Source organism: Nocardia sp. NPDC051833 (assembly GCF_040681225.1).
Lineage (GTDB): Bacteria > Actinomycetota > Actinomycetes > Mycobacteriales > Mycobacteriaceae > Nocardia.
The window spans coordinates 1,155,306-1,178,923 of the sequence record NZ_JBFAYK010000001.1; the positions used below are offsets into that span (position 1 = coordinate 1,155,306).

General features: G+C 69.0%; 19 protein-coding genes. 12 read left to right on the plus strand and 7 right to left on the minus strand.

The genetic code is table 11. The features are described 5' to 3' along the window. Positions 1–13 precede the first annotated feature (13 nt). Positions 14–337, minus strand: coding sequence for a type VII secretion target (locus AB0L91_RS04995; protein WP_365007310.1), 324 nt, complete (start codon positions 335–337; stop codon positions 14–16). Positions 338–456: 119 nt separating this feature from the next. Between AB0L91_RS04995 and AB0L91_RS05000 the strand changes: the two genes are divergently transcribed. Together AB0L91_RS05000 and AB0L91_RS05005 are read left to right on the plus strand one after the other, a co-directional pair. After that, positions 457–801: a hypothetical protein gene (locus tag AB0L91_RS05000; RefSeq protein ID WP_365007311.1), complete on the plus strand. Its 345-nt coding sequence runs from the start codon at positions 457–459 to the stop codon at positions 799–801. A 35-nt stretch (positions 802–836) separates the two neighbouring features. Beyond that, complete coding sequence (locus AB0L91_RS05005; RefSeq protein WP_218717989.1) at positions 837–995, plus strand: hypothetical protein; 159 nt, start codon at positions 837–839, stop codon at positions 993–995. Positions 996–1,045: 50 nt separating this feature from the next. On the opposite strand, the gene AB0L91_RS05010 is transcribed toward AB0L91_RS05005, so the two are convergent. The 4 genes from AB0L91_RS05010 to AB0L91_RS05025 are packed head-to-tail and all read right to left on the minus strand — an operon-like array spanning position 1,046 to position 6,424. Then, on the minus strand, positions 1,046–3,031 hold the full coding sequence (locus tag AB0L91_RS05010; RefSeq protein ID WP_365007312.1) for an ABC transporter ATP-binding protein: 1,986 nt from the start codon (positions 3,029–3,031) through the stop codon (positions 1,046–1,048). After that, on the minus strand, positions 3,028–3,894 hold the full coding sequence (locus AB0L91_RS05015; protein WP_365007313.1) for an ABC transporter permease: 867 nt from the start codon (positions 3,892–3,894) through the stop codon (positions 3,028–3,030). The genes AB0L91_RS05010 and AB0L91_RS05015 overlap by 4 nt, the downstream gene beginning before the upstream one ends. Beyond that, positions 3,891–4,850 carry an ABC transporter permease gene (locus tag AB0L91_RS05020; protein WP_365007314.1) on the minus strand — a complete coding sequence of 320 codons (960 nt, stop codon included), beginning with the start codon at positions 4,848–4,850 and terminating at the stop codon, positions 3,891–3,893. The genes AB0L91_RS05015 and AB0L91_RS05020 overlap by 4 nt, the downstream gene beginning before the upstream one ends. Next, complete coding sequence (locus AB0L91_RS05025; RefSeq protein WP_365007315.1) at positions 4,847–6,424, minus strand: ABC transporter substrate-binding protein; 1,578 nt, start codon at positions 6,422–6,424, stop codon at positions 4,847–4,849. The genes AB0L91_RS05020 and AB0L91_RS05025 overlap by 4 nt, the downstream gene beginning before the upstream one ends. A 273-nt stretch (positions 6,425–6,697) precedes the next feature. Between AB0L91_RS05025 and AB0L91_RS05030 the strand changes: the two genes are divergently transcribed. The 5 genes from AB0L91_RS05030 to AB0L91_RS05050 all read left to right on the plus strand — a co-directional run bounded on the left by AB0L91_RS05030 (position 6,698) and on the right by AB0L91_RS05050 (position 13,399). Continuing rightward, positions 6,698–9,145, plus strand: coding sequence for an arylsulfatase (locus AB0L91_RS05030; RefSeq protein WP_365007316.1), 2,448 nt, complete (start codon positions 6,698–6,700; stop codon positions 9,143–9,145). 94 nt (positions 9,146–9,239) lie between these two features. Further along, positions 9,240–10,910, plus strand: a complete 1,671-nt coding sequence (gene mtnA, locus AB0L91_RS05035) for an S-methyl-5-thioribose-1-phosphate isomerase (protein WP_365007317.1) — start codon at positions 9,240–9,242, stop codon at positions 10,908–10,910. A 3-nt stretch (positions 10,911–10,913) separates the two neighbouring features. Further along, the gene (locus AB0L91_RS05040; protein ID WP_365007318.1) at positions 10,914–11,489 is read left to right on the plus strand and encodes a cupin; all 576 of its coding nucleotides are present in this window, start codon (positions 10,914–10,916) and stop codon (positions 11,487–11,489) included. Then, on the plus strand, positions 11,486–12,178 hold the full coding sequence (gene mtnC, locus AB0L91_RS05045; RefSeq protein ID WP_365007319.1) for an acireductone synthase: 693 nt from the start codon (positions 11,486–11,488) through the stop codon (positions 12,176–12,178). The genes AB0L91_RS05040 and mtnC overlap by 4 nt, the downstream gene beginning before the upstream one ends. Positions 12,179–12,280: 102 nt before the next feature. Further along, complete coding sequence (locus AB0L91_RS05050; RefSeq protein ID WP_365007320.1) at positions 12,281–13,399, plus strand: hypothetical protein; 1,119 nt, start codon at positions 12,281–12,283, stop codon at positions 13,397–13,399. A gap of 8 nt (positions 13,400–13,407) precedes the next feature. Here AB0L91_RS05050 and AB0L91_RS05055 read toward each other — a convergent pair whose 3' ends face one another. Next, complete coding sequence (locus AB0L91_RS05055; RefSeq protein WP_355280724.1) at positions 13,408–14,232, minus strand: hypothetical protein; 825 nt, start codon at positions 14,230–14,232, stop codon at positions 13,408–13,410. Positions 14,233–14,515: 283 nt separating this feature from the next. Here AB0L91_RS05055 and AB0L91_RS05060 point away from each other — a divergent pair, with 283 nt between their 5' ends. Further along, positions 14,516–15,349 carry an alpha/beta hydrolase gene (locus tag AB0L91_RS05060; RefSeq protein WP_365007321.1) on the plus strand — a complete coding sequence of 278 codons (834 nt, stop codon included), beginning with the start codon at positions 14,516–14,518 and terminating at the stop codon, positions 15,347–15,349. On the opposite strand, the gene AB0L91_RS05065 is transcribed toward AB0L91_RS05060, so the two are convergent. Beyond that, entirely contained in the window at positions 15,346–16,077 is a 732-nt protein-coding gene (locus tag AB0L91_RS05065; protein WP_365007322.1) for a helix-turn-helix transcriptional regulator, read from the minus strand. The two genes, AB0L91_RS05060 and AB0L91_RS05065, sit on opposite strands and share 4 nt — an antisense overlap. 688 nt (positions 16,078–16,765) lie before the next feature. On the opposite strand from AB0L91_RS05065, the gene AB0L91_RS05070 reads away from it, so the two are divergent. The 4 genes from AB0L91_RS05070 to narI are packed head-to-tail and all read left to right on the plus strand — an operon-like array spanning position 16,766 to position 23,610. Continuing rightward, a complete protein-coding gene (locus tag AB0L91_RS05070; RefSeq protein WP_365007323.1) occupies positions 16,766–20,476 on the plus strand; it encodes a nitrate reductase subunit alpha in 3,711 nt (1,236 codons plus the stop codon). Between the two features lie 10 nt (positions 20,477–20,486). Further along, positions 20,487–22,181, plus strand: coding sequence for a nitrate reductase subunit beta (narH, locus tag AB0L91_RS05075; RefSeq protein WP_365011181.1), 1,695 nt, complete (start codon positions 20,487–20,489; stop codon positions 22,179–22,181). Further along, a complete protein-coding gene (narJ, locus tag AB0L91_RS05080; protein ID WP_365007324.1) occupies positions 22,178–22,858 on the plus strand; it encodes a nitrate reductase molybdenum cofactor assembly chaperone in 681 nt (226 codons plus the stop codon). Before narH ends, narJ begins: the two co-directional genes overlap by 4 nt. Next, complete coding sequence (narI, locus tag AB0L91_RS05085; protein ID WP_355280716.1) at positions 22,855–23,610, plus strand: respiratory nitrate reductase subunit gamma; 756 nt, start codon at positions 22,855–22,857, stop codon at positions 23,608–23,610. The genes narJ and narI overlap by 4 nt, the downstream gene beginning before the upstream one ends. Positions 23,611–23,618: the final 8 nt, after the last annotated feature.

The following is a 23,618-nucleotide window of genomic DNA, read 5'->3' on the forward strand; positions in this document are numbered from 1 at the left end:
GGACCCGGTCGCTTCACTGCGGCATCTCCCCGCTGTTCAGATCGCCCAGCGCCGCGAGCCGCGCCGCGGCGGCGAGATCGCTGTCGGTGTAGGCGTCCGCCGATGTGCGCAGCAGGGCGCCCAGTTCGCGGTACCGCCCGCCCGCCACTTTCAAGCTCCTGGTCCGGGCCGGCTCGATCTTGTCCAGCTGGGGACCGACGTCCGACCCGGCCAGGAAGCTGCTGATCGTGCCGAGGAACCCCGGTGTGTCGATGACCGGCATGCGGCCGATCCCCTCGTCCGCGATCCGATCCATCTCGCCCGCGGCCGTTCGCAACTCTTCCGCCGAAACCTGCATGATCCCCCGTCCCCGAATTCACGCCGAGTCGACCACCCCCGGCGCTCGGCCGTTGACGCTAGCAGCGGGAAATCCTCGCGGGCAGGGCCCGCACGCACAGTTCGATCAGTGTTCATCCGATGGCGATCTCGGCGGCGAAACGAATTGGTGCGCAACACATCACACACGAACCTCGCACCGAAATCGACGACGGCTGCGCCTCGGACCCACCCGTGTCGACCGACGACAGCACGGCCCGTGGGAATTTGTCGGATGCTGTTGCGCTCGCAACGTCGTTACCGAGCCGAAGAGAATTGACGGAAATCCCGCAGTTTTGGCGGCGGACATCGCAATTCATGCTTGGTCAAATAATGTTCGAGAATTCGTCTCAAACCATCGACACGCCGGAAATCGGCAGGTCGGACAGCTATTTTTCGCACACCTCTACCGGAGTGCATTTCCGCTGGTTATCGTTGGCGCGTTAGGCGAAACACTATCCCTCGGAAAGGACCGTGTGGAGATGGCTGACAAGTCCAAGAAAACGCCTAAGAAAATGCCCAAGCAGATGCCGCGGCAGCAGCAGCAACAGCGGCAGGAGCAGATGGGCGAGAACTCGCAAGGCATGACGCGAGCAGGTCAGGACGATCGGCGTGAACCGCGCCGCCCCGACCATCGCTGATCCACGTGTGTCGACGAGCCGCCGGTTCCCCTTCCGGCGGCTCGTCCACGTCAGGCCCCGATGCGCTGGAGCGCGCTCGCCGCGGATCCGTCCCCGCCCCGGCGCGCCGTCGACGGATCGGGAGCGGGCACCGCGTCGAGCAGGCGGCGGGTGTACTCCTGGGCCGGCGCGGCGAATACGGCGCCGACCTCGCCGGTTTCGACGATCCGGCCCTGCCGCAGCACCACCACCCGGTCGGCGACCTGGTGCACTACCGCCAGATCGTGGCTGATGAACAGGCTCGCGAAGCCGTATTCGGCACGCAGGTCGGCGAAGAGGTCGAGCACCTGGGCCTGCACGGACACATCCAGCGCGCTGGTCGGCTCGTCGGCCACCAGTAGCCGAGGCGCCAATGCCAGGGCACGCGCCAGCGCGACCCGCTGACGCTGTCCGCCCGAGAGCTCGCCCGGCCGCCGCTGCGCGTAATCCCTGGGCAGCCGGACCGATTCGAGCAGATCGCCGACCTTGGCGCGTAGCAGCGCACCCGAGGCGGCGCGATGCACCTGCAGCGGTTCCGCGATCGCGTCGGCGACACTGCGGCGCGGGTCCAGCGAGGCACTCACGTCCTGGTGCACCAGCGCGACATTCTTGCGCAGACCCCGCAGTTCACGCCGCGACAGCCCGGCCAGCGGCACACCCTGCAACTCCACGGTTCCCGACGTCGCCGGGACCAGGCCGAGCGCGGTGCGGCCCAGGGTGCTCTTGCCCGAGCCGGATTCGCCGACCAGACCGAGTACCTCGCGCGGGCCCAGCGTCAGCGAGATGTCCTGGAGCGCCGGGAAGTCCGCCGCGCCATGGCGTCCCGGGTAGGTCACCGACAGTTCGTCGATGCGCAGTACGTCGCGGTAGTCGGGTTCGGCTGTGCCGCCGCCCTTCTCCGCGACCACGGCGGGACCGCGGACGACGACTCGCCGCAGGATCCGGCGAGCCCGTTCCGGCTGCTCGGACTCTTCGTCCGTCCCCTCCTCGGCCGAATCCGCACCGGGGTCCACACCCTCGGCGGACTCGTCGACGGCCGCTCCCGCCGTAGCACCGTCAGCGGCACGCGCCGCGTCCGCGCCGTCATCCGCCACCGCGGCACCGGCGAGATCCGGCTCAGCCGCGGCCACCGCACCGGCGGCATCGTCCGCCCGAGCGTCGTCATCGCCCGCTCCGGAGGCGGGCGCCGAGCCAGCGGTCGCCGCACCGGCGACCTCCCCCGCCCCGCGCTCGGACACCGCGGGCAACCGGGGCACCGCCGCCAGCAGGGTCCGCGTGTACTCCGCTTCCGGCGTACCGAACAGCCCGAACACCGGCTGCTCTTCGACCACCTGCCCGGCCCGCATCACCACGACCCGGTCGGCGATCTCGGCGACCACCCCGAGGTTGTGGGTGATGAACAGGATGGCCGTGCCCCGCTCCCGCTGCAGGGTCCGCAGCAGGTCGAGGATCTCCGCCTGGACGGTGACGTCGAGCGCGGTGGTCGGCTCGTCGGCGATGAGCAGATCGGGGTCGCCGGACAGGGCCAGCGCGATCACGACGCGCTGCTTCTGCCCGCCGGAGAGCTGGTGGGGATACCAGTCCAGCCGCTTCTCCGGCTCCGGGAGGTCGACGGCGGCGAGCAGTTCGATCGCGCGGGCCCTGGCGGCGGCCCTGTCGGTGGTGCCGTGGGCCCGCAGCGCCTGCCGGATCTGGGTGCCGATCTTCTGCACCGGGTTGAGCGCGGTCTGCGGCTCCTGGAACACCATGGCCGCCCCGGTGCCGCGCAGTGCGCGCAGCGCGGGCTCGGCCGCGTCGACGACCTCGGTGCCGGCGAGGCGGATGGAGCCCGTGGCGTGCGCGGTGCCGGGCAGCAGGCCGAGCACCGACCGGGCGGTGAGCGATTTCCCGGAACCGGATTCGCCGACGAGGGCGACCACTTCACCACGCCGGACGCGCAGGCTCACCCGGTCGACCACGGTTTGGTCGCCGAAAGCGACGGTCAAGCCGTCGATGTCGAGCACCAGATCGTCGGTCATGCCAGTCTCCTTGCCCGGCCCAGTGCCTGGGCGATCAACAGGAAGCCGAGCGTCAGCCCGGCCACGACGGTCAGCGGGCCGATCGCCATCCACGGGTTGGCGTCGAGGTTGGCGATGGACTCGCCGATGAGCGAACCGAGCGAGGGCTCCGGCGGCCGCACTCCGATGCCGATGAAGCTCATCGCGCCCTCGATGAACACCGCCAGCGACAGCGACAGCGCGAACTGCACGCCCAGCGGCTCGATCACATTGGGCAGCACGTGCTTACGCAGTGTCCACCAGGTGTCGGCGCCGATCACCTCGGACGCCTCGACGAACGGCTGTTCGCGCACCGCCAGGACGGCGGTGCGGATCTGGCGGCCGAAGATCGGGATCTCGGTGGCGATGATGACGATGACGACCGCGTGCCAGCCGGGTCCGGTGACGGCGGCCAGGGCGATCGCGAGGATCAGCGCAGGGAACGCCAGGATCAGGTCGAAGACCCGCTGTACGGTGATGTCGGCCCAGGGGTTCACGGTGGCGGCGAGCCCGGCCAGCGAACCGATCACCGCGCCGATCGGCACCGCGAGCAGCACGATCAGCAGGTCGATCCGGATGCCGGCGAGCACGCGCGCCGCCACGTCCCGATTGAGATGGTCGGTGCCGAGCCAGTGCTCGCCGCTCGGGCCGAGCAGGTTGGCGCCGGGGATCTGAGCGAGCGGGTCGTAGGGACTGAGGACCCCGGCGAACACTCCCGCCAGCGCGATCACCGCGATCAGCACGACGCCCGCGAGTCCCTGACCGCTGCCGAGCGCCGACAGTGCCCCGGCCCGACGCGGTGACTCCTGCTGCGTCGCGGCCGCTTTCTCGATCGTCGCGGTCATGACCGGCCGCCGATCCGGATGCGGGGATCCAGCCAGGCGTGCGCGATGTCGGTCACCAGCTGGATCACCACGAACACCGCGACCGACAGCAGCAGTAGCACCTGCACCAGCGGGTAGTCGCGACGGCTGATGCCCTGTTCGATGAGCTGGCCGATGCCCGGCCAGACGAAGGCCGCCTCCACCAGCACGGCGCCGCCGAGCAGCTGCCCGGTCTGCAGGCCGAGCACGGTGAGCAGGGTCGGCAGCGCGTTGCGCAGCGCGCCCCTGGTGACGATCTCGCGGTGCGAGACACCGAGCGAACGTGCCGTCAGCACATACGGTTTGGTGAGTTCGGTGCGCAACGACTCGGTGAGGAACCGGGTCAGCGCCGCCGCCACTGGCAGCGCGAGGCAGATCGCGGGCAGCAGCAGGTACTGCACGGCGATGTCGGGCCGGGCGATGAAGCCGTCCGGCGGCACACCACCGGCGGGCAGCACCGGGACGGCGACCGCGAAGACGAGCACGAGCAGCGGCCCGACCACGAAGGTCGGCAGCGCGACGGCAACTGTATTGGCCGCGGCGACAACGGTGTTCAGCCACCGGCTCGGCCACAGCACCGACGCGACCGAGACCACGACGCTGGTGACCACGGCCAGCAGCAGTGCCGTCACCGTCAGCACCAGGGTGTTGGTGAGACCACGGCCGACGAGATCGGTGATCTGCCCGCCGATGAGGTAGGACCGGCCGAGGTCGAGGGTGACCAGGTCACCGAGCCAGCTCAGGTACTGCACCGGAATCGACCGGTCCAGGCCCAGCTGCTGCCGGATCGCGGCGATCGACTGGGGCGTCGCGTCGTTGCCCGCCAGGATGGTCGCCGGATCACCGGGCACCAGGCGCAGCAGCAGGAAGATCAGCACCGAGGCGCCGAACAGCACGAGCAGTGCCGACGGCAGCCGGTGCAGCAGATAGCGGGTCATGACAGGAAGGTGTCGGTGAGCACCGGTTCACGGCGCTTGGTCCAGGCGAACTCGTGCACCTTGGTGGCGGTGGAGTACTGCTGGAAACGGACGCCGATCTCGATCAGGAACAGCCCCTCCAGCAGCTGGTCGCTGACCGCGTGGAAGGCGCGCACCGCGTCCGGGCCGGTGCCCTGCGGCAGCTGCCAGGCCGCGTCGGCCGCCGAGGTGTAGGCGGGCGACTCGTAGCGGGAGGCATTGCGGCGGGCGTTGAAGGGGTAGGCGCTCACGGTGAGCGTCGACGGCACGAACTGCGCCCACGAGTGGTCGGTGACCCACAGGCCGCGGAACTGCTGCCCGGTGAGCTGCTTGACGAAGGTGGCGGCGTCGACCGGGTCGAGGGTCACCTCGATGCCGACCTCGGCGAGGTTGGCCTGCACGATCTGGGCGGTCTCCTCGTGGCCGGGGCCGAAGGTGAGCGGCAGCTTGGGCGGCTTGCCCGCCTGGGTGAGCAGGTCCTTGGCCTTGGCGACATCGCGGCTGTACTTGGTGTTGCGTGATTCGTCGAAGGCGGGTGAGGTTTTGGGCCACGGCACGTTCAGCGGGTAGCCCGCGCCGCGGAAGACCTCGGCGATGATCCGCTCGCGATCGAGCGCGAAGGCGATGGCCTGGCGCACCCGCACATCGGCCAGCGCGGGCTCGGTCACATTGACGCCGACATAGGCCTGCAGTTCCGCGCCCTCGAGGTCGAGCACCCGATAGCCGCCCGACTTGGCGAGATTCTCGGCGTCGCGGTAGCCGAGTTCCCTGGCCACCGCGATCTGCCCGGACTTGAGCGCGTTCAGCAGCGCCTGCGGGTCCTGGATGATCGAGACCTCGACGCGGTCCAGGTAGGGGCGCTCGGGCACCCAGTAGTCCGGGTTCTTCTCGAACACGAGCTGCGAATTCGGCACGCGCTGGACGTATTTGAACGGTCCGGTGCCGATGTAGGTGTCGCCGGTGCCCAGCTTGTCGATGGTCTCGCTGTCCAGGATGGGCACGGTGTCGAGCAGGTCGTAGATATTGCTCAGCGGGTGGGCCAGCCGCAGCACGATGCGGGTGGGCGAGACGATGTCGAAGCCGGTGACCGCGGTGGCGGTGCTGCGCAGCTGGGCCGACCACTTGGCGTCGGCGTAGGTGCGGATCGAGAACTCCACGTCCTTGGCGGTGAACGGCCTGCCCGAGTGGAACTTCACGTCGTCGCGCAGGTCCAGCGCGATGGACCGGCCGTCGGCGGCGAGCTGCCACGACTTCGCCAGCAGCGGTTGGGGTTCCAGCTTGTCGTTGGGATAGCGGATCAGCGATTCGTAGACCAGGCCGATGACGACCGGTGTCGCTGCGGTGTTGGTCAGCAGGTTCGCGGGCACCAGGTCCTCGCGGATGCCCACCTTCAGGGTGCCGCCGCGCACCGGCGTCGCGTCGTCACCGCCGCCCTTCTGCTCCGAGACGGCCGAGGTGCAGGCCGCCAGCGCCGCGCCACCGAAGATGGCGGCCGCGGCGATGCCGCCGGCGCGCAGGAAATTACGGCGATCGAGGCCGCCGGGGGTAAAGCTCATCGTGGGATTCCTCGAAGACACGTCGGCCCGCGGACGCGGGCCGAACAGCGCGCAGCGGAAAGGCGCACCGGGGGAAGGGGACACATCGGCTCGTTCGGCCGCGCACGTCAGCAGACGTACGTCAGCCACGCAGGACGCGACACGAACAGCAGCAAGCGGGCTGATTCGTGGGCACGGCAGTGACGCTAACAAGTTGCGCCGCAGGGGTCACCGATTCCGCGCAGGATGCACATAACCCTGGTGACCAGCGAATATGTCACCTTTACTGCGAGCATGCCTGTTCCACCCCACGCTCGCGGTTACGAATCCTTCGGCGGCTCGGCCGGTCGCACCTCGGCCGATTCCACCCCGGAATGGACCTCTCCCCCGACCGCGCCCGCCGGCGCGCCCAATATCGTCGTCGTCCTCGTCGACGACATGGGGTACAGCGATATCGGCCCGTTCGGTTCGGAGATCGAGACGCCGACGCTGGACCGGCTGGCCGCCCGGGGCGTGCGGCTGTCGAATTACCACACGACGCCACTGTGCTCGCCCTCGCGCGCCGCGCTGCTGACCGGAATCAATTCCCACCGTGCCGGTTTCGGCTTCGTCGCCAATGCCGACCCCGGGTACCCCGGCCTGCGCCTGGAATTGGCCGACGATGTGCTCACGCTGCCGGAGATCCTGCGCGGCAACGGATACGCGACCTACGCCGTGGGCAAATGGCATCTGGTACGCGACGCCACGATGAATCCGTCGGCGCATCGCGATTCCTGGCCGACGCAGCGAGGATTCGACCGCTACTACGGCTCGCTGGAGGGGCTGAATTCGTTCTACTACCCGAATCAGCTGGTCTCCGACGGTTCGGTGGTCGATATCGAGGAGTATCCGGAGGGCTACTACCTCACCGACGATCTCACCGACAAGGCGCTGTCCTATATCAAGGACCTGCGCGCCCACGACGCCACCAAACCGTTCTTCCTGTACTTCGCGCACGTGGCCATGCACGGACCGCTGCAGGCCAAGGCCGAGGATCAGGCGAAGTATCGCGGCCGCTACGCCGAGGGCTGGGACGAACTGCGCCGCAAGCGTTTCGCCGAGCAGCTGGCCCAGGGTCTGTTCCCGCCGGGCACGCGGCAGAAGCCGCGCAATACCGAGCCCGGTTACGAAGCCGCGGAATGGGATTCGCTGTCCGAGGACGAGCGCCGCCGCTACGCCAAGTACATGGAGGTGTACGCGGGCATGATCGACAGCATCGACCAGAGCCTGGGCCGCATCGTCGACCTGCTCGACGACCTCGGCGAATTCGACAACACCATCATCGTATTCACCTCCGACAACGGCGGCACCGCCGAGGGCGGACCGGAGGGCACCCGCTCGTACTTCGCCGAGTTCGCCCACATCGACGATCCGGACTGGATCGGCGACGTCCCGCACGACGAGGACCTGATCGGCACTGCCCGGCTGGGCGTGCACTACCCGCGCGGCTGGGGTCAGGCGTCCAATACGCCGTTCCGCTTCTACAAGGGCCAGACCTTCGCCGGTGGTGTGCGGGTGCCGCTGGTGGTGTCGTGGCCCAAGGGTCTGCCGCGCACCGAGGCCGATTCCGGTATCCGGCACGAGTACGCGTACGTCACCGATCTGGCCCCGACGCTGCTCGAGCTGGCCGGGCTGGCGCGGCCGACGGTGCGCAACGGGTTGCCCGCCAAGGAGTTCGACGGCGTCTCGGCGGCCGAGCTGCTGCGCGATCCGGCCGCACCGACCCGGCACACCGAGCAGTACTCGGAGATGACCGGGCATCGCGGGTTCTATCGCGACGGCTGGAAGCTGCTGTCGCTGTATGAGGCCGGGGCCGATCTCGACGCACCGCACTGGCAGCTGTTCGATGTGCGCGCCGATCCGACGGAGCTGCACGATCTCTCGGAGCAATTCCCCGAGAAGGCCGCCGAGCTGGCCGCCGCCTGGGATGACTCCGCCTGGGCCAATACCGTTTTCCCCCTACTGACCCGGGCCGACCTGTTCCGCCGCCGTCCCGAGGAAGCGCGCTTCGCCGCCCCGATCCGACTGCTCCCCGGCACGCCGACCCTGGAGCGCTACCGCTCCCAGCGGCTCATCGCCTACCGCGACTTCACCATCACCGCGGACCTGACCGGGCGCCGGACCGAGGCGCCTCCGAACGGTGCTCTGCCTACTGACGAACACCTGCCCGTGACGACAGGCACTACCCCTGCGGGGGCTGCGCTGCCCTCGGGCGAACACCTGCCCGTGACGACGGGCGCCGCCCCTGCGGGCTACCAGCAGGGTGACGAAGGCGTGCTCGTCGCGCACGGCGACCCGCTCGGCGGCTATCTGCTCTACGTCGAGAACGGCGAGGTGGTGCTCGGCGTCAACAGCTACGGCCGCTACGCGTCGGTGGCGGCGCCGCTGGCGAGCGGGGCTCAGGAGATCACCGTGCGGGCGGCGATCCGTCCGCACCTGCGCTGGGACTTCGTGGTCGAGGTCGACGGGGTCGCCGTCGCCGAGCTCGCCGACCAGGTACAACTGGTCGGCATGGCCCCGTGGACCGGCATCTCGGTGGGCGTCGACGCCCGCGGTCCGGTCGACTGGGAGCTGCGCGAGCGTCGCGGGCCGTTCCGGTACACCGGCGCGCTCCGGGCGATCACCTACACGCCGGGCCCGATCCAGGTACCACAAGCCACGATCGACGCCGTGGAGCGGGAGGCCGAATTCGTCGCCGAATGATCGGCCGCCGCACGACCGGGACCCGGACTTCCCGCCCGGACCAGGTCGGATACCGTTTATCAGGCACGATGACCGACCCGAAGTAAGGACGCCGATGGACGACAGTTCGCTCACCTGGGACGACGGAGCGCTGCTCACCATCGACCAGCGCGGACTGCCGCACGAGGCGCGGGAACTGCGTCTCGGCACCGTCGACCAGGTCATCGACGCGATCACCACCCTGGCGATTCGTGGCGCCCCGGCGATCGGGATCGCGGGGGCGTTCGGCGTGGTCATCGCCACCAGGGCGCACACCGCCGACGGCGTGGTGGACGAGGCCGCCGTGCAGGCCGAGGCCGATCGGATCGCGGCGGCCAGGCCGACCGCGGTCAACCTGGCCTGGGCGGTCGAGCGGGTGCGCGGACGGATCGCCGACGGTGCCGATGCCGTGCTGACCGAGACCCTCGACCTGCTCGCCGAGGACGGCCGGGTCAACCTGGCCGCCGCCACCCACGCCGCCGACCTGGTGCAGCGGCTCTGCGGTGACGGGCAGCTGCGACTGCTCACGCACTGCAACACCGGCAGGCTGGCCACCAGCGCGGTCGGTACCGCGATCGGCGCGCTGCGGGTGCTGCACGAGCGCGGAGCGGTCGCGGACGTGATCGTCGACGAGACCCGGCCGCTGCTCCAGGGCGCCCGGCTCACCGCGTGGGAGCTGGCCGAGGCGGGGATCCCGCACCGGCTGACCATCGACTCCGCCGCGGCCTGGGCGATGGCCACCGGCCAGGTCGACGCCGTGCTCGTCGGCGCCGACCGGATCACCGCCAACGGCGACGTCGCCAACAAGATCGGCACCTTCACCCTGGCGCTGGCCGCCCGCCACCACGGCATCCCGTTCCTCGTGGTCGCGCCGGAGTCCACTCGCGACACCGCGATGGCGACCGGCGCGCAGATCGTGGTCGAGCAGCGGGCGGCCGCCGAGGTCACCGGGTTCGGTGGCGTGTCCACCGCCCCGGCGGGCACGGCGGTGTTCAACCCCGCCTTCGATGTGACACCCGCCGATCTGGTGACCGCAGTGGTCACCGAAAACGGTGTGGTCTACCGGAATTCGGATCGATTCGAACAGGGTCGCGCGACCACAACACCCACCCCTGCCGACCAGGGCGCCGCGATCGCGACCATCGCGCGCCAGCTCTACGAGCGCGGCTGGATGCCCGGCACCGCGGGCAATATCTCGGTGCGGATCGACGACGACGCGTTGATCACCGCCAGCGGACTGTCCAAAGGTGAACTGACCGAACGGGATACGGTGCTGGTCGCCGTGGCCGACACGACGCCGCGCCCGGGCCAGAGCCGGAAACCGTCCGCGGAGACCAGCATTCACACCGCCGTCTATCGCACTCGCCAGGCCGGGGCGGTGGTGCACGTGCACTCGCCGTTCGCGACCGCGCTGGCGACCACCGCCGCGCGGCCCGGTGGCAGCGTGGACACGCTGCGGATCACCGGATACGAACTGCTCAAGGGCTTCGGCCTGGCCGACCCGGCCACGGTGGTGGTCCCGGTGTTCCCGAACTGGCCCGAGGTCGCCCGCATCGGCGCCGACATCGAGACCTACCTGCGCGACCACCCCGGCGCGCCACCGATTCTGTTCATCACCGGGCACGGCATCACCACCTGGGGTGACACTCTTGCCCAGGCGCGGGATCGCGCCGAATGTCTGGAAGCCCTGTGCGAGTTGATCACCCGCACCGGTCGCACCGACGCCACGCCACTCGAGATCGGATAGACAATGACTCTGCTGCAAGTGATGGCCGCCGACAACGCCGCCGACGTGCGCGTGCGCACCACCGACACCGCCGAGATCGCCGCCGAGCTGGACAAGCACGGTATCGCCTTCTCGCGCTGGGACGTCCTGGCCGATGCCGCCGGCACCGACTCCGAGGCCCTGCTCGCCCACTACGCCCCGCAGATCGGCGAGCTCAACGCCACGGGCCGCTACGAGCACATCGATGTCGCCCGCATCCACCCCGACGACGACAACCCGGAGTGGCCTGCCACCGCGGCGGGCGCGCGGGCCAAATTCCTCGACGAGCACCGGCACGCCGAGGACGAGGTGCGCTTCTTCGCCGCCGGTCGCGGCTGCTTCTACCTGCACCTCGGCGACGCCGTGCTGGCGACGGTCTGCGAGGCGGGCGACCTGCTCTCGGTTCCCGCGGGCACCCTGCACTGGTTCGACATGGGCACCCGGCCCGACTTCATCGCGATCCGCTTCTTCGAGGAGGCCGACGGCTGGATCGGCGACTTCACCGGCGACAAGATCAGCGCGGGCTTCCCGACGCTGGACGAACTGCTCACCGCCCCGTGACCCGCGCCGTCGTCCTCGACATCGAGGGCACCACCAGCCCCACCGACTCGGTGCGCAACGATCTCTACGGCTACACCGAGCAGCGGCTGCCCGGCTGGTTGGCTGAGAATGCCTCGGGCGCGGCCGAATCGGTGATCGCGGCGACCCGCGAACTGGCGGGCGAACCCGACGCGGCCACCGACCGGATCGCCGAGATCCTCACCGGCTGGCTGCGTTCCGACGTCAAGGCCGAACCGCTCAAGGCCGCGCAGGGCGCGATCTGCGCCCAGGGGTTCCGCGCGGGCGCGCTGCACGGCCGGTTCTTCGCCGATGTCGTGCCCGCCCTGTCGGCCTGGCACGCGGCCGGTCTCCCGCTGTACGTGTACTCCTCGGGTTCCGAACGCAACCAACGGGATTGGTTCGCCTTCGCCGAGTCGGGCGACCTGTCCGGGTTGATCACCGACCACTTCGATCTGGTCAGCGCGGGACCGAAGCGCGAGGCCACCTCCTACGACGTCATCGCCGAGCGCATCGGCATCCCGGCCGCGGAAATCCTGTTCCTCTCCGACCACCCGGACGAGCTCGATGCCGCGGTGGCCGCCGGATGGCAGGTCGTCGGCGTGCACCGCGACGGCGAACCGAACCCGCCGCGCGCACCGCACCGCTGGGTCGGGTCGTTCGCCGAGGTCGCGGTCGGCGCGAGCGCCTGACGCAGGCGACGGACCGTCGCAGCGGAACGCTGAATCCGCCCGCTCGCCTGCCGCGACACCTTCGCGCGGCACGACGCCCACCGACTGATTAGTCTTCCGGACATGTGGACCCAGGGGGACAGCGACCGTCCGGCCTTGCCCGGCGGTGACCAGTCCGACACCGCCTCGGCGGCAGGACCGTTCACGATGCCCGCGCCGCCACTGCCGGAGCTGGTACGGCCGGACACGGAGTACACCAATTCGCCGGGGGCGGCGCGGCATCTGGCGCGGTACAACGCGCGCCGGGCCGCCGTGAAACCGTCGGTGTGGTCGGTGGTGGTGTGGATGCCGCTGATCACCGCGTGCCTCACGGTGCTCGGGCTTCCGGCCCTGCCGCTGGTATGCGGGGTCCTCGCGGGCACGCTGTACACCCCGTACGCGATCTATCGCCACTTCCTGCGGCACTTCGAAGCCACGATCGGTGACACGGTGCCGGCGACGACCTGGCGGGTGCGGTTCGGCGCCGACGGCATCACCCTCACCGATCACGACAGCTACAGCCGGTTCGGCCGGGACCGGATCCGGTCGCTGTCGGTCGCCGAGCAGGTGGCCGTGCTGCGGTTCGACGGGATGCGCCTGGCCCTGCCCGCGCCACTGTTCCCCGCGCCGCTCGTCGAGCGCTGGCAGCGGGCCACGCAGGACCCGACGAGCACGGACGCCCTGCCGCCGCTCCCGGTGGTGCCGAGCCCTGACGTCGTCGTCACGGCAGATCACGACACCGCGCGGCTCCTGGCCGTCGCCCATCTGAGTGAACCGTGGCGCCGGGCGAAGGCCAGAGCCAATGTCGTGCTGCTGGCACTGCTCGTGGTCGGCGCTGCCGTGGTGGCGGGCCGGAATACCGGCCTGCTCGGTGCGGCGGTGCCGGTGGTCGCCGGCGTCCTGTACGCGCTGTTCGTGGGGTACTTCGCGCGGAATCCGACCGAATCGGTGCTGCGCAAGTTCCGGCACGCCGCCGTCCCCGGGGCCACGCTGTCCGCCCGATTCGGCTCCGACGCGGTGCTGGTGGCCACCACGAGCTATCTCGTTCGCCTGCCGTACACCGCCCTCGGCACCATCGAGATCCGTGGGCCGGTGGCCACGGTCGGCTACAGCGGCGTGCCGATCATGCTGCCCAGCGGGCTGTTCCCGCCGCACCTCCGGAGCGGCCTGGATGAGCGGGGCGTTCGGATCACCGTCCGCTGATCAGCGGCTCAGCTGACGTGCGCCCGGACCGCGCCCAGCTTCCCGCGCTGCACCGTGGTGAACACCCGGCGGGCGTGCACCGCGACCGGGCTGGTCGACCACGGTGCCAGGGTGGTGGTGAACATCAGTTCGCACCAGGACAGGGCCGGGATCTCCCCGGCGGCCAGGGTCGCGATCAGGGAGAGTTCGGTGTCGTGGCCGAGCCAGGACGCCACCAGCCAGGAGGCGTCGAAGCGGCCCAGGAATTCCTCGGCGTCCTCGGGCGGGCCGTTCGGTGTGTCGACGGTGAGATGGACGACGGCGGAGACGGCGTGGCGCATCTTGGCGTCCATGCCGATCGCGTCGTGCAGCAGCAGCCCCTCCAATGCCGAGCGCAGTTCCGACCAGTGATCCGTGGTGTTCTCCTGCATGACAGGCCCTTCCTGTGGTTCGGACTGCTGCTGTTCGAGACCGCCGGCGATCGAGCGGAGGGCCGGCGCCGACGGCGGCTCGGCGGGGTCGACCAGGCTGGTCAACGGACCCGAGTTCCAGTCGAGCCTGCCGAAGGCATGGCACCAGTCCTGGGCCGGATTGTCTTCGGTGACAATGAGTTCGAGGGCCAGCCCGGCCATCGACGCCGTGCAGGCCAGGGTGACGGCGTCGAGCTCGTCGTCGCTGACCGACAGGTGCAGGGTCGCCTTGTCGGCACCCGTGTCTTCCTTGGCCCGGCCGGCCAGCCAGATCGCGCGGCCCGCGGCGCCCATGGCCGCGGCCTGCCGGTCGCCGCGTGGATGATCGACATCGGCGTCGAGATAGGGGCCGTACCAGATGGCCCTGCCTTCCGCGCCACACACCGCGAAAGTGTCCGAAAGCCCGTCGCCCGCGGCGGCGAGCCATATGTGTGCGTGATTTCCGTACTCTGTCACCCTCATCAGTTCACTCCCCGAAATTCTCTGATCGAGCCGTACGTTGTTCTGGTCTGATCCAATCGGTCACGAACACTTGTGTCCATATCCCGGCGAGAATAGGCACGCCCCCCTGAGGTACATACACTCGCCAGTGAATTCACAGGACCGGCGGCATCGATGTGCCCCGGCAGCGGCGCGGAATCATCGTTAACACTTGTATGTTTCGAACATGCCCTTTGTGCACTCCGATTCGGTGAACATCCATTTCCGTACCGGCGCGGTTCGCGGGCCGACCGTGCTGCTGGCGCACGGTTTCCTGATGGACGAATCCATGTTCGACCCGATCCGAACGATATTGGCGCACAACGGCATCAACGTCATCGCCTGGGATGCCCGAGGTCACGGCCGGACCGGTTACGGGGCCGACCCGCGCTTCGACTACTGGGATCTCGCCGAAGACGGTTTACGGGTGCTCGACGCGGTCGGCGTGGAATCGGCGGTTGTCGGCGGAATGAGCCAGGGCGGATATGCCGCCCTGCGGATGGCGCTGCTCGCGCCGGAACGCGTCCGCGGACTCGCCCTGCTCGATACCGAGGCGGGCGCGTGCACCCGGGCCGACGAAACCTACTACGAGGAATTCTTCGACGAATGGTGCGGCACCGGAGAATTGGTGCCACTGGCCGAAAAATTGGCACCCCAATTGATCGGCGGCGACCGCCCGGATATCTGGCGCTGGTGGATCACCCGCTGGCTCACCCACGACCGCACCGCGCTGTTTCCGGCGGCGCGCTGCCTGATCGACCGCGATTCGGTGCTGGAACGGCTCGGCGAGATCACCGTGCCCGCGCTCGTCCTGCGCGGCGAACACGACCACAGCAGCACCGCCGACAAGTGCGCGCGGCTGGCGGCGGGACTCTCGGGCGCCCAGGGTGTGCGCACGGTGCCCGGCGCGGGTCACGGCGCCCCCGTGACCCATCCCGACGAGATCGCCGCCGCCCTGATCGAGCTGGTCACGACATGCACACCGCACTCCGCGGCGCCCGTCGCCGTCGCCGGCATCTAGCCGCCGTCGGGACCGCGCACGCCCAGGTAGTACTGGATGCGGCCGGGGTAGGCCACCGAGTCGAGGCGGAAGAGCTGGACATCGACGGTGTAGTACTCGCCGGTGTGCAGGTCGCACAGCCGCATGGCGGTGTGCTCGCGGCCGTAGACGGTGTCGCCGTCGTCCCAGATCCGGCGGAAGTCCTGGTACTGGGCCAGCTCGTCGAGCAGCTCGGTCGCCCAGTCACCGCCACCCTGCTGACCGATCAGCCCGCGCAGCCAGTGCACGGTCAGGGTCGATTCCCGTTCCCACTCCACCATCACCTTGCGCGAGAGCGGGTTGCCGAAGAACCAGCGCAGGATATTGGCGTCCTCGACCAAGCCGGGGAACGCGCGATGATAGGACTCGTTGCCCGCCAGCACATTCCAGCGCGTGTCGACGTAGGCCGCCAGGTTCGGCTCCTGCAGCACCAGGGTCCGGCGCATTTCGGCGTTGATCTCGGCGCGCAGGTCCTCGACCGACGGATTGTCCACGGGCGCGAGCCCGGCCAGGTCGAACAGATGCCTGCGCTCGATATCGGTCACCGGGGCGATCCGGTCGAGGTAGCGCACCAGCGCCTCGACGACGGCCTGCGTCGGCCGGTCCCGGTCGCCGCTCTCCAGATGGGTGATGTAGCTCGAGCTGACACCGGCCGCGAAAGCCAGTTTTTCCCGGGAAATCCGCCGATCGTCGCGCAGTCGCCGCAGCAACCCGCCGAGTGTCGGCGGCTTCGGCGGACCAGCCGGCCCGTCGGACGATGACTTCGGTAGCACCGGAACCCTCCCTGTCTGCACCGCCCCATCCTGGATGACGTTTCAACCTCGAACCAATCGCCGAACGGAAAAGTTGCCGTTTCTTTATATTGACGCGTTGTCTATTGGATAGTTACCGCCTGGCAACTGTGGGCGCGGTCACGAAACACACTGAGCCAGGGCGAATTAAAAGGATTCGAATTCTTTCCGTCCAGCAGTGCTATAGACTTCGCCGCCGCGTGGTGACGACACGATCACGACCACGATCCGGCACCCCGCGCACCAGCGCCCATGGGCCCCGACCAGCCCGCCGCAGTGTGCGGGGCGTCACATCAGCGCTGTTCAGCGAGCCCGTCAGGTGTGTAAACAAATGTAAACCGCCGGAGAACCAGTCGTTTCGGAAGCATCACCGCGGGCCGGGTGACAGACCCCGCGATCCGCCCGTTCGGCCAGCTCGCGAGTCGTTCACCCAGGTCGGCCCCGGATCGCCCGCCGCCGCCGCGGCCGCCTCCGTGACCACGAGATTTCGCCGACCTCACAGCTCACCGAGGGGCCGACGGGGATGTGAAAAGTTCGTTTTGCCGGAGCACCCGGTCTCTTTACAGTTGCCCCTATCAGCCCGAAAGCACAGCTCGAAGGGGGCGTCGTGGTTAATTCGCGCACTCATGGTCCGTCGCCCACCGATATCGGCGACACGTTGCTGAACCTCGGTAAATACTTCCAGCGCGGTGAGGTCTCGCCGGACAACCGGTCGGTGTACAAGGTCGGTGGCCGCGATGCCGACGCGTTCTACCGCGACCGCTGGTCGCACGACAAGGTGGTGCGCTCCACCCACGGCGTGAACTGCACCGGCTCGTGCTCCTGGAAGATCTACGTCAAGGACGGCGTGATCACCTGGGAGTCGCAGCAGACCGACTACCCCTCGGTGGGCTCGGACAAGCCGGAGTACGAACCGCGCGGCTGCCCGCGTGGCGCGTCGTTCTCCTGGTACACCTACTCCCCCGCCCGCGTGCGCTACCCGTACGTGCGTGGCACCCTGCTGGACCTGTACCGCAAGGCCAAGGCCGAGCTCAAGGACCCGGTGCTGGCCTGGGAGTCGATCGTCGAGGACCCGGCCAAGGCCAAGGCGTACAAGGCCGCGCGCGGCAAGGGCGGCTTCGTCCGCGCCGAGTGGTGGGAGGCCGCCGAGATCGCCGCGGCCGCGCACGTCTACACGATCAAGCAGTATGGACCCGACCGGGTGGCCGGCTTCTCTCCGATTCCCGCGATGTCGATGGTCAGCCACGCGACCGGTGCCAGGTTCGTGTCGCTGATCGGCGGCTACATGCTCTCCTTCTACGACTGGTACGCCGACCTGCCGGTGGCGTCGCCGCAGGTCTTCGGCGATCAGACCGACGTGCCGGAGTCGGCCGACTGGTTCGACGCGGGCTATCTGATCATGTGGGGCTCCAACGTCCCGGTGACCCGCACGCCCGACGCGCACTACATGACCGAGGCGCGTTACCGCGGCCAGAAGGTCGTCGTCGTCTCCCCCGACTACGCCGACAACACCAAGTTCGCCGACGAGTGGGTGGCGGCGCGCCCCGGCACCGACGCGGCGCTGGCGATGGCCATGGGCCACGTGGTGCTCAAGGAGTTCTTCCTCGAGAAGCAGACTCCGATGTTCCTCGACTACATCAAGTCCTACACCGACCTGCCGTACCTGATCTGTCTCGACGAGGCGGCGGATCAGAACGGCGCCCTGCCCGGGAAGTTCCTCACCGCCGCCGATCTGGGTCAGACCGGTGAGGGTGTCGAGCACAAGCCGGTGCTGCTGGATCAGGCCGGAAACCCGTTGGTGCCCAACGGTTCGCTGGGCCACCGTTTCGGCGAGGGCGACGCGGGCAAGTGGAACCTCGACCTCGAGGGCGTCGACCCGCTGCTCACCCTGCTCGGCCATTCCGACGACGCACCGGCCACGATCGCCCTGCCGCGCTTCGACACCGACACCGCCGAGACGATCATCCGTGGCGTCCCGACGAAAATCGTTGCGGGCAAGCGGGTCACGACCGTGTTCGATCTGCTGCTCGCGCAGTACGGCCTCGGTCGCGACGGTCTGCCGGGCGAATGGGCGAAGGGCTACGACGACGCCGAGTCGCCGTACACCCCGGCCTGGCAGGAGGCCATCACCGGCGTCCCCGCCGTGCAGGCCGCGCGCATCGGCCGCGAATTCGCCGACAACGCCGAACGTTCCGGCGGTCGCTCGATGATCCTGATGGGCGCGGGCACCAACCACTGGTTCCACTCCGATCAGATCTACCGCGCCTTCTTCACGCTGACGCTGCTCACCGGCTGCCAGGGCAAGAACGGCGGCGGCTGGGCCCACTACGTCGGCCAGGAGAAGTGCCGCCCCGTGACCGGTTGGGCCACCCTGGCTTCGGCGTCGGACTGGCAGCGCCCGCCGCGCCAGATGCAGGGCACCGTGTTCTGGTACCTCACCAACGACCAGTGGCGCTACGACCCGTTCACCTCCGACGCGTTCGCCTCCCCGCTGGGCAAGGGCAAGTTCGCAGGCCGCACCGCCGCCGACAACATCGCCCTGGCCAGCAGGCTCGGCTGGATGCCGAGCTACCCCACGTTCAACCGCAACCCGCTCGACCTCAGCGACGAGGCCGCCGCCGCGGGCAACACCGCCGCCGAACACGTCGTCTCCCAGCTGAAGTCCGGTGACCTTCGGTTCGCCTGTGAAGACCCCGACGCCCCGGAGAACTTCCCGCGCGTGCTCACCGTGTGGCGGGCCAACCTGCTCGGCTCCTCCGGCAAGGGCAACGAGTACTTCCAGAAGCACCTGCTCGGCTGCGGCTCCAACCTGCAGACCACCGACGCCACCGGTGTGCGTCCGCAGGAACTGGAATGGCGGGAGGAAGGAGCCGAGGGCAAGCTGGATCTGCTGCTGGCGCTGGACTTCCGCATGACCAGCACCACGCTGTTCGCCGACATCGTGCTGCCCGCCGCCACCTGGTACGAGAAGCACGACCTGTCCTCCACCGACATGCACCCGTTCGTGCACGCGTTCTCCCCCGCCATCTCCCCGCCGTGGGAGGCCAAGACCGACTTCGAGGCGTTCCACCGCATCGCCCGCGGGTTCTCCTGGCTGGCCGAGAAGCACCTGGGCACCCGCCGCGACATCGTCGCGGTGCCGTTGCAGCACGACTCCCCCGACGCGCTCGCGCAGGCGGGCGGCAAGGTGCTGGACTGGAAAGCCGGTGAGTGCGAGCCGATTCCGGGCAAGACCATGCCCAAGATCGTGGAGATCGAGCGCGACTACACCAAGATCGCGGAGAAGCTCGCGGCGCTGGGCCCGCTGGTCGACACCCTCGGTGTGACCACCAAGGGCATCACCACCTACCCGGACAAGGAAGTCGAGTACCTCGCCGGCAAGAACGGCACCGTCGTCTCCGGCATCGCGGCCGGACGGCCGTCGCTGGCCAAGGACACCTTCGCCGCCGAGACCATCCTGGCGCTGTCGGGCACGACCAACGGCCGCCTCGCGGTCGAGGGCTTCCACCAGCTCGAGCGCCGCACCGGCACCAAGCTGGCCGATCTCGCGGCCGAGGCCGAGGGCAAGCAGATCACCTTCGCCGACACCCAGGCCAGGCCGGTGCCGGTGATCACCTCGCCGGAGTGGTCGGGCAGTGAGAGCGGTGGCCGCCGGTACTCGCCGTTCACCATCAATGTCGAGCGGCAGAAGCCGTGGCACACCCTCACCGGGCGCCAGCACTTCTACCTCGACCACGACTGGATGATCGAACTCGGCGAGCAGCTGCCGATCTTCCGGCCGCCGCTGGACATGACCGCGCTGTTCGCCGAACCGTCCATCGGCAATGTCGCCGGGGGCGGGGTCACCGTGCGGTACCTGACACCGCACTCCAAGTGGTCCATCCACTCGGCCTACCAGGACAACCTGCACATGCTGACGCTCTCGCGCGGCGGTCAGACGATCTGGATGTCGGATCGCGACGCCGCCAAGATCGGGGTCGCCGACAACGACTGGATCGAGGCGATCAACCGCAACGGCATCGTCGTCGCCCGCGCCATCGTCTCGCACCGCATGCCCGAGGGCACGGTCTTCATGTACCACGCGCAGGACCGCGCGGTGGACGTGCCGCGCATCGAGGGCACCGAGACCACGACCAAGGAGTCCAAGGGCAAGCGCGGTGGTATCCACAACGCGCTGACCCGGGTGCTGATCAAGCCGTCGCACCTGATCGGCGGCTACGCCCAGCAGTCCTTCGCCCTGAACTACCACGGGCCCACCGGAAACCAGCGTGACGAAGTGACCACGATCCGTCGCCGCAACCAGAACGTGGAGTACTGACATGCGCGTAATGGCTCAGCTCGCCATGGTCATGAACCTGGACAAGTGCATCGGCTGCCACACCTGCAGCGTCACCTGTAAGCAGGCGTGGACCAACCGCGGCGGCACCGAATACGTCTGGTTCAACAATGTGGAAACCCGTCCTGGACAGGGTTACCCACGCCAGTACCAGGATCAGGAGAAGTGGAAGGGCGGCTGGACGCTGAACAAGCGTGGCAAGCTGTCGCTCAAGTCGGGCTCGCGGTTCAAGCGCCTGATGAACATCTTCGCCAACCCGGATCTGCCCACGGTCGAGGACTACTACGAGCCGTGGAGCTACGACTACGACAATCTGCTGGCCTCCCCGCCCACCGACACCACCCCGGTCGCGCGGCCGAAGTCGCTGATCACCGGCGAGGACACCAAAGTCACCTGGGGCGCGAACTGGGACGACGACCTGGGTTCGGGTCCCGAAGCGGTCGGCAAGGACCCCTTGCTCGGCAAGCTCGAGGACAAGGTGAAACTGGAGTTCGAAGAGACCTTCATGTTCTACCTGCCGCGCATCTGCGAGCACTGCCTGAACCCGTCGTGCGCCGCGTCGTGCCCGTCGGGCGCGATCTACAAGCGCGAGGAGGACGGCATCGTCCTGGTCGACCAGGACAAGTGCCGTGGCTGGCGGCAGTGCATCACCGGCTGCCCGTACAAGAAGATCTACTTCAACCACAAGACGGGCAAGGCGGAGAAGTGCACCTTCTGCTACCCGCGCGTGGAGGTCGGCATCCCGACCGTGTGCTCGGAGACCTGCGTCGGGCGGCTGCGCTACATCGGCGTGATGCTCTACGACGCCGACGCGGTGCTCGAGGCGGCGTCGGTGACCGACGACAAGGACCTGTACCCGTCCCAGCTCGGCGTGTTCCTCAACCCGCACGACCCGCGGGTGATCGCGGAGGCCGAGGCGGCCGGGATCTCGCCGGAATGGATTCAGGCCGCGCAGGATTCGCCGGTCTACAAGCTGATCGTGGACTACCAGCTGGCACTGCCGCTGCACCCGGAATACCGCACCATGCCGATGGTCTGGTACGTGCCGCCGCTGTCGCCGGTGGTCGACGTGCTCAGCGAGACCGGTCACGACGGTGAGGACGCGGGCAACCTGTTCGGCGCCATCGACGCGCTGCGCATCCCGATCGAGTACCTGGCCGAGCTGTTCACCGCGGGCGAGATCGGGCCGGTGCGCGCCTCGCTGCAACGCCTGGCCGGCATGCGCGCGTTCATGCGGTCGGTCAACCTCGGTGAGGAGCCCGAACCCGGGATCGCGCCGTCGATCGGGCTCGAGCCCGAGGAGATCGAGGCCATGTACCGGCTGCTCGCGATCGCCAAGTACGAGCACCGCTACGTGATCCCGTCCGGCGCGACTTCTCGTGCGCACGAACTGGATTCGCTGGCCACCGGCTGCAGCCTCGACACCGACGGCGGACCGGGCATGACCGCGTTCGACCAGGTGGTGGAGAAGTTCTCGCTGGCCGACACCAATCGGGCCGCGCCCGAGGAGAAGTCGGGGCGGATCAACCTGCTCAACTGGGACGGCCGCAGCACCAGCGGGCTCGTGCCGAGCAGCGACAAGCTTGCGCCCACCGCGAACGGCAACGGCGCCGCCGCAGGGAGCAACGGCAACGGCAGCAACGGCGCTGCCGTCGCCGACTCCACGGTCAGCGGTGCGGCGCAATGAGTCTGCTCTCGATCCGCAGGCGGCCGCAGCCGGTCACCGCCATGCCCGAGCACGATCGGCGGGTCGTCTGGCGGCTGGCCGCGCTGCTGCTCGACTACCCCGGTGAGTCGACGCTGGCGCTGCTGGACCAGATGTCCTCGGCGGCGGCCGCATTGCCCGCCGAGATGCGGGCGCACTTCGACGCGGTGCTGACCTATCTGCGCGAAACACCCTCGATCGAGGTCGCGCAGAGCTATGTCGAGACCTTCGACATGCGCCGCCGCGCCAGCCTGCACCTGACCTTCTACGCCTACGGCGACACCCGCAAGCGCGGCATGGCGCTGCTGCGGTTCAAGCACGCCTACCGGCAGGCGGGGGTGGAACTCAGCGACGAGGAACTGCCCGACCACCTGCCGGTGCTGCTGGAGTTCGCCGCCACCGTCGACCCGATCGGCGGCGAGCGCCTGCTGGGTGAGCACGTGCCGGTGCTGGAGTTGCTGCGACTGTCGCTGGGCGACAACAACTCTCCCTACAGTGGCGTCCTCGCCGCGGTGCTGACCACGCTGCCGCCGGTGACCACCGCCGATCGGCGCCGCATCGCCGAACTCGCCGCGCAGGGCCCGCCCGAGGAGGAAGTCGGGCTGGAACCCTTCGCCATGGACCCCTCGTTGTTCGACGCCACGGAAGGCCGCCGATGAACGCCACCATCCCGCTCCCCGAAGGCCTGTGGCTGATCCTGCCCTACATCGCCGCCACGTCGTTCGTGCTCGGCCACGTCTGGCGCTACCGGTTCGACCAGTTCGGCTGGACCACCCGGTCCTCGCAGATCTACGAGTCCAAGCTGTTGCAGCTGGGCAGCCCGCTGTTCCACTTCGGCATGCTCGGGGTGTTCGGCGGGCACGTGATGGGTCTGCTGATCCCCGAGTCGTGGACCAGCGCGCTCGGCATCTCCGAGCACGCCTATCACCTGGTCGCGGTGGGCGCCGGGTCGGTCGCCGGGCTGATGGTGGTGGTCGGCGTCGCCATCCTCTGCTACCGCCGCATCGTCGTGCCCGCCGTGCGCAAGGCCACCAGCCGCAACGACGTGATGATGTACACCCTGCTGACGCTGGCCCTGGTCACCGGCCTGCTCAACACCTGGGGCTCCAACCTGCTGTGGGGCACCTACAACTACCGCGAGACCGTCTCCCCCTGGTTCCGCAGCCTGTTCACCATCAACCCCGAACCGGGCCTGATGGTCGGTGTCCCGTGGACCTTCCAGCTGCACGGCCTGGTCGTGCTGGCCCTGGTCGCCGCCTGGCCGTACACCCGCCTGGTCCACATGTTCAGTGCCCCCATCGGCTACCTGACCCGCCCCTACATCGTCTACCGCCGCCGCGAAGTCGACACCAAGGACAAGACCCGCTTCGCCAAGGCCTGGGACGCCCCGGTCACCCCCGACCGCTGGTAGGACCCGGT

Coding starts and splice junctions, on each gene's coding strand:
- AB0L91_RS05030 (WP_365007316.1), top strand. CDS start 6,698: ATGCCTGTTCCACCCCACGCTCGCGGTTACGAATCCTTCGGCGGCTCG.
- narH (WP_365011181.1), top strand. CDS start 20,487: ATGGCTCAGCTCGCCATGGTCATGAACCTGGACAAGTGCATCGGCTGC.
- narJ (WP_365007324.1), top strand. CDS start 22,178: ATGAGTCTGCTCTCGATCCGCAGGCGGCCGCAGCCGGTCACCGCCATG.
- AB0L91_RS05015 (WP_365007313.1), bottom strand. CDS start 3,894: ATGACCGCGACGATCGAGAAAGCGGCCGCGACGCAGCAGGAGTCACCG.
- AB0L91_RS05040 (WP_365007318.1), top strand. CDS start 10,914: ATGACTCTGCTGCAAGTGATGGCCGCCGACAACGCCGCCGACGTGCGC.
- AB0L91_RS05010 (WP_365007312.1), bottom strand. CDS start 3,031: ATGACCGACGATCTGGTGCTCGACATCGACGGCTTGACCGTCGCTTTC.
- AB0L91_RS05050 (WP_365007320.1), top strand. CDS start 12,281: ATGTGGACCCAGGGGGACAGCGACCGTCCGGCCTTGCCCGGCGGTGAC.
- mtnA (WP_365007317.1), top strand. CDS start 9,240: ATGGACGACAGTTCGCTCACCTGGGACGACGGAGCGCTGCTCACCATC.
- AB0L91_RS05020 (WP_365007314.1), bottom strand. CDS start 4,850: ATGACCCGCTATCTGCTGCACCGGCTGCCGTCGGCACTGCTCGTGCTG.
- AB0L91_RS05060 (WP_365007321.1), top strand. CDS start 14,516: ATGCCCTTTGTGCACTCCGATTCGGTGAACATCCATTTCCGTACCGGC.
- AB0L91_RS05000 (WP_365007311.1), top strand. CDS start 457: ATGGCGATCTCGGCGGCGAAACGAATTGGTGCGCAACACATCACACAC.
- AB0L91_RS05005 (WP_218717989.1), top strand. CDS start 837: ATGGCTGACAAGTCCAAGAAAACGCCTAAGAAAATGCCCAAGCAGATG.
- AB0L91_RS05025 (WP_365007315.1), bottom strand. CDS start 6,424: ATGAGCTTTACCCCCGGCGGCCTCGATCGCCGTAATTTCCTGCGCGCC.
- AB0L91_RS04995 (WP_365007310.1), bottom strand. CDS start 337: ATGCAGGTTTCGGCGGAAGAGTTGCGAACGGCCGCGGGCGAGATGGAT.
- narI (WP_355280716.1), top strand. CDS start 22,855: ATGAACGCCACCATCCCGCTCCCCGAAGGCCTGTGGCTGATCCTGCCC.